At 42.3% G+C, this 14937-nt stretch carries 14 protein-coding genes; 2 read left to right on the top strand and 12 right to left on the bottom strand.

What is annotated here, in order from left to right:
* Positions 1-12 precede the first annotated feature (12 nt).
* From MHI46_RS05455 to MHI46_RS05435, 5 genes are read right to left on the bottom strand one after another with little or no spacing between them, the layout of a single operon-like run.
* Positions 13-1362, bottom strand: a complete 1350-nt coding sequence (locus tag MHI46_RS05455) for a lysine N(6)-hydroxylase/L-ornithine N(5)-oxygenase family protein (protein WP_059374909.1) — start codon at positions 1360-1362, stop codon at positions 13-15.
* Complete coding sequence (locus MHI46_RS05450; protein ID WP_039177712.1) at positions 1337-1891, bottom strand: GNAT family N-acetyltransferase; 555 nt, start codon at positions 1889-1891, stop codon at positions 1337-1339. Before MHI46_RS05450 ends, MHI46_RS05455 begins: the two co-directional genes overlap by 26 nt.
* A complete protein-coding gene (locus tag MHI46_RS05445) occupies positions 1888-3669 on the bottom strand; it encodes an IucA/IucC family protein (RefSeq protein ID WP_126682032.1) in 1782 nt (593 codons plus the stop codon). The genes MHI46_RS05450 and MHI46_RS05445 overlap by 4 nt, the downstream gene beginning before the upstream one ends.
* A complete protein-coding gene (locus MHI46_RS05440; protein ID WP_342503157.1) occupies positions 3666-5153 on the bottom strand; it encodes an aspartate aminotransferase family protein in 1488 nt (495 codons plus the stop codon). The genes MHI46_RS05445 and MHI46_RS05440 overlap by 4 nt, the downstream gene beginning before the upstream one ends.
* Entirely contained in the window at positions 5140-6486 is a 1347-nt protein-coding gene (locus MHI46_RS05435; RefSeq protein WP_058838826.1) for an aspartate aminotransferase family protein, read from the bottom strand. Before MHI46_RS05435 ends, MHI46_RS05440 begins: the two co-directional genes overlap by 14 nt.
* A gap of 392 nt (positions 6487-6878) precedes the next feature.
* On the opposite strand from MHI46_RS05435, the gene MHI46_RS05430 reads away from it, so the two are divergent.
* The gene (locus tag MHI46_RS05430; protein WP_041089754.1) at positions 6879-7415 is read left to right on the top strand and encodes a serine acetyltransferase; all 537 of its coding nucleotides are present in this window, start codon (positions 6879-6881) and stop codon (positions 7413-7415) included.
* On the opposite strand, the gene MHI46_RS05425 is transcribed toward MHI46_RS05430, so the two are convergent.
* The 4 genes from MHI46_RS05425 to MHI46_RS05410 all read right to left on the bottom strand — a co-directional run bounded on the left by MHI46_RS05425 (position 7410) and on the right by MHI46_RS05410 (position 9478).
* Positions 7410-7667 carry a hypothetical protein gene (locus MHI46_RS05425; protein ID WP_039177699.1) on the bottom strand — a complete coding sequence of 86 codons (258 nt, stop codon included), beginning with the start codon at positions 7665-7667 and terminating at the stop codon, positions 7410-7412. The two genes, MHI46_RS05430 and MHI46_RS05425, sit on opposite strands and share 6 nt — an antisense overlap.
* Positions 7668-7701: 34 nt before the next feature.
* The gene (locus MHI46_RS05420; protein ID WP_342503156.1) at positions 7702-7977 is read right to left on the bottom strand and encodes a hypothetical protein; all 276 of its coding nucleotides are present in this window, start codon (positions 7975-7977) and stop codon (positions 7702-7704) included.
* A gap of 62 nt (positions 7978-8039) precedes the next feature.
* A complete protein-coding gene (locus MHI46_RS05415; protein ID WP_058838824.1) occupies positions 8040-8597 on the bottom strand; it encodes a GNAT family protein in 558 nt (185 codons plus the stop codon).
* Between the two features lie 14 nt (positions 8598-8611).
* Entirely contained in the window at positions 8612-9478 is an 867-nt protein-coding gene (locus MHI46_RS05410) for an AraC family transcriptional regulator (RefSeq protein ID WP_330544915.1), read from the bottom strand.
* A gap of 113 nt (positions 9479-9591) precedes the next feature.
* On the opposite strand from MHI46_RS05410, the gene MHI46_RS05405 reads away from it, so the two are divergent.
* The gene (locus tag MHI46_RS05405) at positions 9592-10968 is read left to right on the top strand and encodes an MATE family efflux transporter (RefSeq protein ID WP_342503155.1); all 1377 of its coding nucleotides are present in this window, start codon (positions 9592-9594) and stop codon (positions 10966-10968) included.
* A 26-nt stretch (positions 10969-10994) separates the two neighbouring features.
* On the opposite strand, the gene MHI46_RS05400 is transcribed toward MHI46_RS05405, so the two are convergent.
* The 3 genes from MHI46_RS05400 to crtI (MHI46_RS05390) are packed head-to-tail and all read right to left on the bottom strand — an operon-like array spanning position 10995 to position 14816.
* Positions 10995-11834 carry a phytoene/squalene synthase family protein gene (locus MHI46_RS05400; RefSeq protein WP_342503154.1) on the bottom strand — a complete coding sequence of 280 codons (840 nt, stop codon included), beginning with the start codon at positions 11832-11834 and terminating at the stop codon, positions 10995-10997.
* Positions 11827-13302, bottom strand: coding sequence for a phytoene desaturase family protein (gene crtI / locus MHI46_RS05395; RefSeq protein ID WP_342503153.1), 1476 nt, complete (start codon positions 13300-13302; stop codon positions 11827-11829). The genes MHI46_RS05400 and crtI (MHI46_RS05395) overlap by 8 nt, the downstream gene beginning before the upstream one ends.
* Positions 13299-14816 (bottom strand): phytoene desaturase family protein, encoded by a 1518-nt coding sequence (gene crtI, locus MHI46_RS05390; RefSeq protein WP_342503152.1) that lies wholly within the window; start codon positions 14814-14816, stop codon positions 13299-13301. Before crtI (MHI46_RS05390) ends, crtI (MHI46_RS05395) begins: the two co-directional genes overlap by 4 nt.
* Positions 14817-14937 lie beyond the last annotated feature (121 nt).

Below are 14937 nucleotides of genomic sequence, written 5' to 3'. Positions count from 1 at the left end.
GCTTCATCCTCCTTAACCTTTGATTTCTTCAAATGTGTGTGCGTTCTTGTGTGTACCAAATGTCTGGAAGACGTGCTTTTGATAAAGTGGATACACGGTTTGACGAGCAAGTTCATTGATGATCACACTGTTTCGATAAGCCCCCAGCCCCAAATCTGGAGCGCCGACCCCATGTGTATGAAGCTCTGCATTTTGTACAAAAATATCATTTTCACCCATCGTATTTGTTTTCAAACGATATTCACGTTCCACTTGGAAACGTCCTTGATCATCCCATTGAATGTGGTGAGAAATAGGGTTGATAAATGGCGGCAGAACGGATTGATAGCCAGTCGCCAATACAACAATATCCGTCTCATGCGTAAAGGATTCTTCCTTGACCCATTGCGTGCAGGAAAGTGATAATCCGCCCGCTGTTTCCTCAATCAAGTTGACCTCCGTCATGGCTTGAAGCACTGTGTTCAGCTGCGTTCCGCAGGCAGAACGTTCATAAAGCAAATGATAAATATCACGAATCATCGCCGAACTGATGCCTTTATACAGCAAGTCTTGCTGTTTTAATAACGCATCCTTTTTTGTTTGCGGAAGCTCATAAAAGAAATCAATATAGTCAGGGGAGAAATACTCCAGCCCTAGGTTTGAATATTCCATTGGGAAAAATCCTTTTGACCGTGTGAACCAGTGAATATCCTTCGCTTCATCATCTGATAAAATGTCATAAAACACTTCTGCTGCACTTTGACCAGAGCCGATAACTGTGACAGATTTCCCTTTGAAACAGCCTTCTTTCTTTCGTTTTAAATAGTCAGCTGAGTGAAAAACCTTCTCTCCTAAAGCTGGCTGGAGCGATGCTGGCACCGCCGGCTGCGTGCCAATTCCTAAGACAAGATGTTTGCTTTCAAACACCTCTACAGTTTGGTCCTTCACATGACGGACATGCACTTCATACCGCTTTTCCCCTGCCTTTTCAACCAGTGAGACAGATTCGACGTTCATGCCAAATCGGCAAGAGTCTAACTGATCAGCGACCCAGCGGCAATAATGACTGTATTCCTTGCGCGGGATATGGAAGTCCTCTAGAAAGTAAAATGAATACAAACGGTTTTGTTCCTGCAAATAGTTGAGAAAGCTATATTTGCTTTTCACATCTGCCATGCTGACAAGGTCCGCTAAAAATGGGACTTGCAGTGTCGTTCCTTCAATGAGCATCCCTGGGTGCCAGTGAAAGGCTTCACTTCTTTCAAAAAACAAAGCGTCGATTTCATTTACCTCTTCAGATAATGCGGCAAGTCCAAGGTTAAACGGGCCAATGCCGATCCCAATTACATCCACTATATTATTTTGCTTGTTGAACCGCGTCATGGTTATACTTCCTTTCGAATCGTTCTCGATCACAAAACATCAAAAGACCTGTTTTATCCGGTAAAGTGACTGGTTTTACACGTTCAAAGCCGCATTTTTCAAATACATGAATCATTTTTTCATTGCGAATATCCGGCTCAGCGACGATTTTTTCTGTTCGTTTGTTCTGCTCAAATTGAAATGCTGTCATTGCCTGAAGGAGCGGCGCAGCAAATCCTTTTCCCACATAATCCGGCTCCCCTATTAACAGGTGAATGCCTTGATCATGCGGAGAAGGCTCATAGTAGGATTCAATGACATCCCCTTTCACGTTGTAAGCCTCAAAATAACTCATTGGCGTCCCATCAATCGTGCCTAAATAAAGGGTTTGATGCGGATCATGTATTGCCTGATAAAAATGCTTTTCAAAATCAGGAAAAGGAATATTCAAATGCCAAAATGGGTGAACATACTCTTCTTGCATCCACTTATGAACAAGCTGGACGTCTCTTTCATATTCAGCACGAATAAACCTAATACGATGCCTCATCCAATCAGCGCCTCCTTATGTAAAAAGAGCGGATTCAAGACAGCTGTGTAACGAGACTGTGTTTCCAGAGACCCTGTCAGCTCATCCATATCTTCAAATCGTGTCAGCAAATTCGCTTTTGAAGGAAGTTCTTTTGAACGGAGAAGGCTGTTTGTCAGATCAGAAGCTCCGTACATCTCCTCATGAGCAAGCAATGTATCTCTCACGAGTGCCAGCAAGTCTTCTTCCTTTGCTAGACCTTCTGTGCCAAAGCCATTAATGAGACCAAATAAATGATTAAAGAAGAAATAATAACGGAGTCTCTCAACGGCTACATCATCCGCACAAATGGTTTCACTTCTTACGCTCAAGTTTTGAACTAGATTTGCGAGCTTATCTTTTTTTGATTCACTATAATAGTAGCCTTGATTGTCACGATAATAGAAGGTGTCTGGATAACCATCCTTCATTTGCACAACAGCATTTTGCTGATGGGCCTCGAGTGCAAGACCATACGTTTCAAATAGCCAGAGCATCGGCTTTAACGAAATGGTTAAGTATTGTTTAAACCAATCTTGGCTGACCGCTTCTGTTGACCGGCCTTCTGCATCTGCAAGTTTATGAATAATTCCTGCTAATCTTGATTTTCCTCCGTACGCATGATCCTGACATAGCCCAGCAATTAAGCTTGCGCCTTTTTCACGATGCAAGAATGGATTTTGACGAATGACCACTTCAAAGCCAGATTCCGCTTCATCTCCTCGAATAGATAGATATGCAGGATCTTCAATGACCCGGAATCCAGAGAATTTTTCATATAAAGAAACGCCTAATTCTGTTTTTAAGATGCGGGACATCTCTACTCCTCGATCCAGTTCCTTTTGTTTATTGATGCGTAACGAGTTCGTAATTTTCACAGGAACAGAGAATTTGAGCATGTAAGCAGAATCCTTTTGATAGACCGTTCTAAAGGATGAGGTCGCTGTGTATTCAGACCCTAGCGGTCCTAAATAAGTCAGTTTCCCCTCCTCTATATAACGCTTCACGAATGCCTTCTCCATGACCACTTTGACTTGCAGCGGATGAATTGGAATGAACACATATTCTCCGTTTTCTGTTAACCTATTCAGTCTCTCTGTTTCTTCTGGCACTTGACGCGAAAGCTCTTCTAACATGAGACTTGCCGCAGGTTGTGAAATAGATGAATCCTGAAGCACAATCGAATGGTGCGCTTTAAAGTAATGAAGCTGGAAAGCCCCTTTCAGCTCAGGAGAATAGACGGCTTCCTCCTCTTCTGTCATCCCTTGTCTGCTTTTTGGTGTTGGATGTGTTAAATGCCCAAGGAGAAGTGACTGTTCAGCCTCGATGTACTCAAAATCAGCTTGAGATAAAGCAGCTCGATCAATTTCTCTCTCCCTTAAGAATCGTTCAATATTTCTGCAGCTTAAAATGATGCGAAGCATGAATTCATCCTCTGCATCTGTGCGGCCATATGCAATGAGAAGCTCCTTTGAACATAAAGCAACAAGTGTCGTGTAATCGACGATCGTCCCCTCTTGCTCGCTTCCACTCGGACGAAAGCGAATCGGAAAATCAAAGAGATGGCGGCCTACAGATGAAAAGTATCGGATCGGAATCACAAGCTCAAGGTCTTGCTTTGCTAGTTTTGCCACGAATACAAGCGAACCATCTGCTTTCGTCTCTTTTTTTGCAGATCGATCGATTCCTGTTTCACGTAAAAAACAGTTTAAAAAACTTTGCATAGTTGCATTTTCAGCCATTTGTTTATATTGACTCAACGTAGTACCCTCCCGGATTGAATATGAGCGATCCCGATATCAACGATGTCAGAAAGGATTTCCTCAATATGTGTAATTGTCGTTCTCGGATTTAACAAAGTGAATTTCAAGCATGTTTGACCATCCACCACTGTTTTTGCAATGACAGCAGTTCCTGATGTGAATAGCGTTCGATGGATGATTTTATTGATGTCATCCGCACCCTTAAATCGAAACACTACTGCATTGATTTCTGGCTCAGGATTGATCACTTCAAGGTGATCATTGCTCTCGATAAGCGCAGCCACATCCTTCGCAAAATCAATGGTATGGTCAATCATGTCACCAAACCCTTCCTCCCCAATCAGACGAAGAGAAAGAAGCAATTTCAGTGCATCAAAACGGCGCGTCGTTTGGACAGATTTATTGACGAGATGTAGTATTCCATCCAGTTCATCTTCTTTTGGATTAAGATAATCTGCATGATAATTGATCAAGCCGAAATGCCTTTTATCCTTCAGCAAAAAGGCCCCGCAGGAGATCGGCTGATAAAATTGTTTATGAAAGTCGATTGTGATGGAATCAGCCAGCTCAACACCATCTAATTTATCTCGGTAGTTTTCACTTAATACAAGCGCTCCACCATAGGCAGCATCTGCGTGTATCCACAGACCGCATGGTTTGACGATGTCATACACATCTCGAACCGGGTCAATACTGCCAAAATCAGTTGTCCCGCAAGTCGCCACTAGCGCAAAAGGCAGGAGATCCTGTTCCTTTAACTCAACTAGTTTCTTCTTCAAATCGTTGAGGTCCATGCGGTGATGCTCATCTGTCTCTATCAGAACAACCGCCTGCTCCCCTAAGCCTAGCTGGGATGCAGATTTTTTCACAGTGAAGTGAGCATTCTTAGAGCAAAGAATTCTCATACGGTGAGCCTCACTCGGCAAGCCTTTCTGCTGAACATTCCATTGCCATGTGTTCTCACAAAAAGCATCTCTTGCAAGAAGCAGCCCCATGTAGTTAGATTGGGTTCCACCGCTCGTAAATGTCCCATCTGCTAAATTTCCATAAGAAAACTTCGCACATAGCCACTTTAGAATTTCCTCCTCAACCAAAGATGCAATACCGCTTTGATCGAAGGAATCCATTGATTGGTTAAAAGAACTTACTATCACCTCTGCGGCAAGCGCAGGTATAAGCGGCGGGCAATGCAAATGTGCCAAGCATTTTGGATGCGATACATCAACCAGATGTGGCAAAAGGTGCTGCTTTATATCTTGAAAGACAGATTCAATTGATTCGCCAGACGGTTGAAACTGAAATAATGATTCGACACTAGCCTCTAATTTCCCAGGCAATATTCCACTGTATGGGCCTTGGCCTTTTTGCCACTGGTCCAGTAAGCTGTCGATAGATGTATGAAGAGCCGCTTGGAAGGACTCTCTTCCAAGCTGGCTTTGATTGATAAATAATGAATCCACAGAAGCTTTAGTTGATTGCATCGTATACGGCCTCTTTGAAAATAGCGATAACTTGTTCAAGCTGTTCTTCTGTCATGATCAATGGCGGTAAGAATCGAATGACGCTGCCGAAACGGCCTCCTGTCTCTACAATTAAGCCTTTATCGAAGCAATTCTTTTGAATGAGACTGGCTAGCTCAGGATTTGCTGGATAACTTCCATCCACATCCTGCTTTTCATCTGGATTAACTATTTCAGCACCAATCATTAAGCCTCTTCCTCGAACATCACCGATAGCAGGTACATTTTTTTGAATGTCTTTTAGATGAGCCTGCATGCGATTCCCTAACTGGTCAACATGATCAAGCAGATTCGTTTCTTTTATAAATTTAAGCGTAGCGGTTCCTGCAGCCATTGCCATTTGATTTCCTCTAAATGTGCCAATGTGTGCACCTGGATTCCATTGATCCAAATCTTTATCATAAATCACAACTGAAAGCGGCAGGCTGCCACCAATGGCTTTAGATAATACAATGACGTCCGGCACAATTCCTGCATGTTCAAAAGCAAACATCTTACCTGTTCGGCCAATGCCTGATTGAACCTCATCGATGATGAGCGGAATACCTTTTTCATTTGTGATTCTTCTCATTTCTTGCATCCATTCAATAGATGCTGGAATTGAGCCTCCCTCACCTTGTACTGCTTCAAAGATCATACCTGCTGGCGGAAGAATACCACTTTCAGGATCATTTAATACACGCTCAATATAAGAGCTGGAAATGCGGTGTGAATCTTTCCCGCCAATTCCGAATGGGCAGCGATATTCATATGGATAAGGCATGAAATGCACATCTGGGATTAACCCTTGCACTCTTTCCTTTGGAGACAAATTCCCGCTTAATGACATCGTGCCATGTGTCGCACCGTGATAAGCACCGTGGAAAGAAAGAATGGAACGATTTCCTGTCGCTGTCTTGACTAATTTAATCGCAGCTTCTATGGCATCACCGCCAGTTGGTCCACAAAATTGAATTTTTGCTCTCTTTGCAAACTCTTCTGGCAGGTGAGAAAAAATTTCATTCACAAACTCTTCTTTAATTTCTGAGGTTATGTCCAACGTATGCAATGGCCTTTTTTCATGAAGCATACGTTCAATCGCTTCTATCACAACCGGATGATTGTGGCCAAGTGCAAGTGTTCCTGCGCCTGCTAGACAGTCATAAAACTCTCTGCCATCCGCATCTGTCACGATCATGCCCTCGGCTTTTTGCATGGCTAATGGGAACCGTCTCGGGTAAGACCTTGCATTAGATTCTCTTTGACTTTGCTGCTCTAAAAATTGCTGATTTTTAGAAACGGTTTTGATGGACATAATAAAACACTCCTCCAATTGATAAAGATTATCATTATCATTTTCATTTACTAGCCTAGAGGATGTGAGATAGGAAAGTCAATTGTATTCAAAAAGATGATTCGAAAAGCATATTAATACAATATTCTCTTTTTAATGAGTATTTTCGAGTAATTTTTACAAACCTTACTGCCATAAGGAGATGGAACGCATGAGACGGATTGACATTGAAAAAAATTACAAATCATTTTTCCTGGTTCATTTGTTCTATTCAATTCAAAGCGCTCATTTTATGCAGAAATTTGGATGAAATGAAGGTAGAAAATTGAAGAAATCACACTGTTTTTTCTTGATATAAATGGTTTGGGTGGTATAATTTCTCTGAAACATAAGGGATGGAGAGGGGAATTTTGATGATTTTAACAAAGCACGATCTTCACCATTACTTAACGCAGGATAAGAAAGCATTAGCTATCACGCGCAGAAGGCCAAAATGGTTTGGGGACGATATATGGAAATATCAAAGGTATTTACGAAAATATGAATACTATTCTAATAGCGGCGCTACATTGCGCAAATGGTTTTACCGCTATTTACATAAAAAGAAAGGGATGCAGCTTGGCTTTGATATCCCAATTGGCGTCTTTGGCCCCGGCCTTAGAATCAATCATACTGGCCTCTTAATTGTAAATAAGCACGCAAAAATTGGGGCATTTTGTGATATTCATCAAGGGGTGAATATTGGTCAAAACCATTCCGAAAAGGATGTACCAACCATTGGAGATCACGTATGGATTGGGCCCGGTGCTAAGCTGTTTGGAGACATTTATATTGCAAATCATATCTCAATTGGAGCAAATGCCGTGGTGAATCATTCCTTTCATGAAGAGCAGATCGTCATTGCTGGTGTGCCGGCTCAAAAGGTAAAAGAAAAAGGCCCTTCTTCATGAAGGCGCCTGATAAAAAAGAATTACACCGATTAAAACAGAGATGAGCAGCATGAGATAAAACAAGATGGTTAAAATCAAGATCGTCCAGCCCAGCCCCTTCCTCTCTGTCTTGATCAAATAAATGCCGAGTACGATGGTACTAAAAAGCACGCCTAAAATGGCCCACAGCCATTTGTCTTTGTGATGCTTTGGCGCATCAAACCATAAATAGATAGCAACAGCAAGTGAAACGAATAGACCCGTTATTCTCAAGATTAAACTCCCCCTTATTATGTATACGCGCTCTCTATGATGCGTTTGAGTATCCGATGATCAGCAACAGGAAGTAAAAGACATAGGCTAGTATAGCAATAGAATAGATGATGATGGACACGATCAGAACTGTCCAGCCCAATCCTTTTCTTCCTGTTTTGATGAGGTATATCCCAAATGCAAAGAGCCCGAATAAAAGACCTAAAATAAACCATAACCATTTATTTTTCCCATGTTTTGGTGCATCTATCAATAGATAGATTGCGACTAAAATAGAAACAAACCATCCAGTGATCCAGCCCACATTCATCTGCCACCCTTCTTCTTCAGTTCATTCCATTATACGATGCTTTTTTCCTAAAAAATAATGATTCAGAGGATATTGCGCGGGAGGCTTCGCCATTCTTCTCTCAGCATTCCGTAGCGCATCGAATCATAATACTCTCCTTGATAATAACGGACCTTTCTCAGTCTCCCCTCAAGGACAAATCCGCATTTCTCTGCGCACCGCATCATCCGTTCATTCCCTGACCAAGTGGTTAGACCAATTCGAGGGATATCAATATGCGTAAATAATACATCAATCCATAGATTTAATGCTTTTGTCCCAATGCCCCCGCTCCAAAAGCGTGAGTCATAAATGACAATGCCGCATTCAAGCCACCGTGTACGTTCATTCTCCCAATAATATGATACGGTACCTTTAATATCACCGTCTATTTCAATGCCATATAGCTTTTGGGGAATGGATTCATCCTGTAAGTAACGTTTCTTAAATGCAGAAAGCGGGATTTCGTGTTCATAAAAATAAGGGGCATTCCATTTTCGATAGGACTGGTCTGGTGCTTTAAATTTTAAATGCCACACCGCCTCTAAATCCGTTTCGGTTAATGGACGTATGTTCACAAGCTCTTCCTTTTCTCTTTTCATCTGTTCACGTTCCTTTACTTTGTCGTTCTTTTTGCTAGATGACGGTACTCAATCGGCGTCATGCCTTCATTTTGCCGAAATAGCTTAGAAAAATAAGTAGGGTCGTCAATGCCTACATGCTCTGCAATGGCTGCGATTTTTTCATTCGTTGAGGCGAGCATGCTTTTAGCTTTTTCGATCTTGAGACGATGGCTGTACTGGTTTGGCGTCAATCCATACACCGTCTGCATACACCTTGTCATGTAGTCAGGATGATAGTGCAGTTTCTCTGCAAGCTGCTCCATATGCAATTTCTCCATAAAGTGATGCTCAAGATAGTGAACCACTTCTGATGCGACAGTCTCCTTTGCACTTGGAATATGAAATGCTTCCTTTTGCAGGTGAATGAGCAGTTCCTCAAATAGAAGCTGTTTTTTCAGCGGAAGTTCAGATGCATCATGATTTAGTGCGCTCATCGCTGAAAGGTGTTTTTCTAACACACTTCGTCCCTTCACTTTTCCTAAACGAGGCAGGCTAAATTCATATGTTGCCGGCTTTTCGAAGGTGGCTTGGTTTTGTTTCATATCAATCCAGTGTTCTCTCGGCCGGTTCGTCAGCTCAAATCGATCAATTGAGAAATGCAGCCACTCATAGTAGGTATCCTCTTCACATGGCAGATGTCCGCCATGAGACAGGCCCGGTGAGAGAATCATATATTCACCTTCTTTTACGTGAAAAGCCTCCTCGTCCTCTGTCATCCATAGTTCACCTTTTGTGACATAGAGAAGATCAAATACAGTGAAGGTTCTTGAGATATGTCTTTCTCCTTGATGAAATATCCCTTTACCTGAAGCTATATAAATAGGAAACGGCGGTACAGTAAATGTAATAAATCGATTCATATTCATCCCCTTATGAAGTCGTATTTCTCCAATAAGTTTCGGTTTCATCTCTTCTTATTATAGTCGATGCAAGGTACACTATAAATCGGATTTATACGAAAGGGGGCTTTGTGATGAAATCTCAAACCCTGTCATATGAAAAGGTTCAAGCCAAAGATGAGAAAACGCACCCTTCATTATTTGCATTAACTTGGCCTATTTTTATCGAAATCTCTTTATATATGCTCATGGGGAGCGCTGATACACTTATGCTCAGCCAATACTCTGATAACAGTGTGGCCGCAGTAGGTGTAAGCAACCAGCTCCTGAATTTATTAATTGTCATGTTCAGCTTCATTACAACAGGAACGACCATTGTGATTGCGCAGCTTCTAGGAGCTGACCGCAAGCAGGAAGCGACTCAAGTCGCCTATGTCTCACTAGGGACCAACTTCTTGATCAGCTTTGTCATTAGTCTCCTCATGTTTATGTTAGCTGTTCCCATTCTGCACATGATGGGCTTATCAAGTGAACTCATGCCGGATGCGGCGGTCTTTTTACAAATTGTCGGGCTGCTTTCTTTTATTCAAGCACTTATTATGACGTATAGTGCTATTTTAAAAAGCTACGGATATACAAGAGACACGATGTATGTCACCATCGGAATGAATTTGCTAAACGTTGCCGGCAATTATTTGGTCATTTTTGGTCCGTTTGGTTTTCCGGTATTAGGTGTCATGGGTGTTGCCTTTTCAACCTCGCTTGCTCGATTGATCGGATTGATGGCGATGATTCTCATTGTCCGCCGCCGAATTGGATTGCGCTTTTCGCTGAAGAGCATGTTTCACATCCAGCGGACGCATTTAAAAAAGCTGCTGAAAATTGGCATTCCTTCTGCTGGAGAGCAGCTTTCTTATAACGGCTCTCAAATGATCATTACATTGTTTATTACATTTATGGGGACGCAGGCTTTAGCAGCAAAGGTCTACACTCAAAATTTGATGATGTTCATTATGTTATTTGGTGCAGCGATTAGCCAAGGCACACAGATTTTAATTGGGCGCCATATTGGAGCGAAAGAATTCGATGCGGCCTACCGCAGATGTATGAAAAGCTTATACTGGGCCATTGCGATCTCTCTTCTTTCTTCCACTGCTTTATCTTTATCATCGACGCATTTGCTTACGTTTTTCACTAGCAATCATGAAATCATTCAAATCGCCGCCACACTTCTCCTATTGACGATCATTTTAGAGCCGGGACGCTCTTTTAATATGGTCATTATTAATTCATTGCGGGCTGCTGGTGACGCGAAGTTTCCAGTGTATATGGCGATGATTTCAATGTGGGGAATTGGGCTTCCGATCGCTTACTTGTTAGGCATTCAGCTTGAAATGGGGCTCATCGGGGTTTGGATTTCTTTTATCGTGGATGAATGGGTCAGAGGCATCTTTATGTATAGGCGCTGGCGTTCCAGAGTATGGACGGCATATCGTTTTTCTTCCACATAAAAAGGACTGCGGGGTGCAGTCCTTTTTTACTTAATATCTTCTAAAATAAGTGCTTTTTCCTGTTTTGAAATAAATGCTCGCTCTGTAAAGACGCGGTATTCGTTTTCTCTTGTTTTATCTAAGATGGCTTTATAAAAGTGGGCTGCTGCTTTCACCGGTATACGTGAATATAACGGGAATTCATGAAGATGGTCAAAAAACTCCTCATAGTATGCCTCTGCCTCAAAAGCAATGTACTCCCAGACGTGCTGAAAAGCTTGATTGACAATCCCTTCCTTCAATTCTTGCTCTGTGTACCCGAATTGATCCATCACTTGCTTTGGCAAATAAATACGGTCTCTTTCAGCCTGATCTTCGCCGATATCTCGAAGAATGTTGGTTAGCTGCATAGCGATCCCTAACGAAATGGCTGCTTCTTTTAGCTGCTCTTTTTTACGCGGTGCAATAATGGGAAGGAGCATGAGTCCAACGGTACTAGCAACATGATAGGAATAGATGAGCAGTTCATCTAACGTTTCGTATCGCTGCTGCTCTAAATCCATCTCCTGTCCTTGGAGCAGGTCACGAAACGGGGCTTCATCCATCCGAAACTCTTGAAATGTATGCTCTAGCGCCACCCATATCGGATCATTCCGGTCTACCTCACCTTGTAAAAATTGATCAAACGTCTTCCGAAAGGATGCAAGGTCCTCTTGTGGCGAAGGCGACTCATCTACAATGTCATCTGCTCTCCGGCAAAAGGAATACACGGCCCAGACGGCCTGTCTTTTCTTTTTAGGCAGCATGGAAAAGGCCCGGTAAAACGTTTTTGAATGGGTTTGAATGGTTTCCTCACACGCTTTTAATGCTGTTTGTACATCAACCACTTAGCTTCACTTCCTTTCTATCGTTCAAATCTTTTAGTAGTACAGAAGCCATGAGCTTCGCACTTTGCATCACGATCGGCACCCCGCCGCCCGGATGGATGGAAGCACCTGCCGCATAAAGATTGTCTGTCTCACTGACCTTCACTTGCGGGCGGAAGACACCTGATTGGAACAAATTAGGCGCAAGTCCAAAGCTGCCGCCTTCAAACAATCCTTCTCGCAAGGACTCATTTGGTGTCCTGACCTTTTGCCAGACAATCGACTCTCGTAATCCCGGAAAACCTCTTTTTTCAAGGACACCCACCATGTTCTCGACAAAATCTGTCTCCTCTTCCCAGTTGATATGATCTCCTGAAGGAACGGGAACGAGCATGTATAGAACACTGCAGCCATCTGGGGCAAGAGATGGATCAATGATCGATGGATTAAATGTATAAAATGACGGGTCTTGAGGAATCGTTTTCGTTTGAAAAACCTCTTTCATATGCTGATCAAAGTGTTCTCCCATAAAAAATTGATGAACAGGTGCTTCCTGATACATCTTGTTTAACCCAAGATACACCATCACACAGCCAGAGGACGGCACGTATTTCCGGCGATCTTGTTCGTCTAAACCAAACTGTTTTAACGCAGCTGGATAATCTCCATTGATCACAAATGCATCAGCGGCTACATGTTCATCATTCACTTTTGCTTTGACTGCCCGTTTTCCCTCAAACATCAATTGCGTGACTTCTTCATTTTTTCTTACATGCACACCCATTTTGATGAGCTGCCCTTCCAATATATCTACTAAACTTGCATAACCGCCTTTTAAATAGTAAATACCATGTGCGTGCTCACTATATGAAACAAGCGAATAAATGGCCGATGCTTCATACGGGTTTCCCCCAACATAGAGGGTTTGAAGTGCGTATGCATCTCGCAGGCGTTCGTCTGAGAAATATTTTTTCAGAGCGCTTTGTACAGTTCGATATGCCTTTAATTTCATTAAAATCTTCATATTGGCTTTTGTAAAAAATGTACGTTTTTCGTGAAATGATTTTTCTAGAAAAGCTTTCTGCCCTTCTTGAAACCGGTCCGTCATTTCTTCCATAAACCTCTGGAACCCTTGATCTTCTTTTGGAAATACACGTCTGATTTCATCTAGCTGACGCCGTGCATCAGAGTATTTCGTATAGGAGGTTCCATCTTGATATTGAATTGTGTACAGCGGATCAAGCTGCAGCAGATCAAGAGACGATTCGTCAATTCCTACCTCATGTAAAATGCCTTTTAACATGTCAGGAAGTAGGACAATGGTCGGACCTTCATCTACTTTATATCCTTTCTCACGTACAAAAGCAAGTCTCCCGCCAAGCCGTTCATTTTTTTCGACAAGGGTGACATCATGTCCCGCTTTTTTCAAATAAAGCGCTGAGATCATTCCGCCAATTCCGCCACCTGCAATCAATATATGTTGTTTCATGAGGTGCTCCCCTTTTCTTGATGCCGCATTGTTTTGTGTGAATGTTTCTCTTTTGAAAGAATGGCATTTGTCGTGATACGCGCTGATTCTAAAATGGTTGGCAGTCCGCTTCCTGGATGTGTTCCTCCTCCAACGAGCCAGCAGTGCTTTAATTCATCAAATTCATTGTGCGGCCTTAGGACCATCATCTGCGTGAGCTGGTGGCCAAGGTTAAAAGTAGCTCCTTCATATACGTAAAGGTCTTCCTCCCATTGCTTCGGTGTGATCATCCGCTCAACTTCTATATGCTGCCTGACATTCTGAAAGCCGGTTTTCCGCTCCAATGTATTCAGCACTAGCTCTCTAAATTCATCTTGATGCGCTTCCCAGTCAATACCGCTTTGGTTATTGGCAACTGGAGCCAGCACATAAAGAGCTGATTTTCCTTTTGGAGCAAGTGAGTCATCAGTTACGCTTGCATTTTGTATATAAATAGACGGATCATCTGGCAGCTCATATGTTTTCGTAATGCCTTTGACGAATCTAGCATAATCATCGGAAAAAACAATGGTATGATGCGGCTCATCATACATGGTATCCAATCCTAAATAGAGCATAAAGGTAGAGCATGAGAATTTTTTCTTTTTTAGTTTTTTCTCACTGTATTTCTTTAAAAGACCTGGCTCGACAAGCCTTGTCATCACATGTGCAAAGTCTCCATTGACGACAACCTCATCTGCTTGTATTTCTTCCCCAGATTCTAAACGAATGCCTTTTACTTTCCTTCCCTCCGTGAGCAGCTTTTCGACGCCAGCTGACAGATGAATCTCTGCTCCAGCTTCAACCGCCGCCTTTGCCATCGCTTCTGACAGCTGATTGACACCGCCCTTCGGATGGAATACACCTGTATCATGCTCCATAAACGAAAGGATTGAGAACGCACCAGGGCATTCCCACGGCGACATTCCTAAGTACTTTGATTGAAATGTAAAGGCATATTTCACTGATTCATTCGAGAAATAGTCTGACAGTACATCATACAAACTTTTATTTAGCGAAAGCTGTGGAAGTGCTTTGATCACCTTCGGGCGAAGGTAATGATGAAAGCGGTCCATTTTACTTTGTAAAATTGGTGTGAGCCGATCCATTTTGCGCTTTGTATCCTTCATAAACCTTAGATATCCTTCGCCCTCACCCGGCGCAAAGGCTTCTAATCGTTTGTACATTTCATCGCGATCTCGAATCATATCCAGCTGATTGTCTTGAAAAATTAATCTATACATCTCTTTTAATTCAATCACATCGATATAGTCATAAAGATTTTTACCAGCAAAGGTGAACAGCTCCTCTGCAATATGAATCATGCTGAGAAAGGTAGGACCTGTATCAAACGTGAAATCACCAAGCTGAAACTTAGCATTACGTCCGCCGACAAAGGACTGTTTTTCGTATACATGAACTTCATGTCCTTTGCTTTGAAGCATCATAGCTGCCGCAAGTCCCCCTGGTCCCGCTCCGATCACAATGATTTTCATTATCCTTTTTCCTCCAAATTAATTCACTTTAAGTTAATTATACAAATTAGAAAGACTAGATCAACTTTTGATGTGCTCAAAAAGTCTCTTGTTATGTATCAAAAAAGCCGGCTTCCTTTCA

It is taken from the genome of Bacillus sp. FSL K6-1000 (assembly GCF_038630785.1).
Classification (GTDB): Bacteria; Bacillota; Bacilli; order Bacillales; family Bacillaceae; genus Bacillus; species Bacillus safensis.
This window is presented reverse-complemented; position numbering and strand designations above follow the sequence as displayed.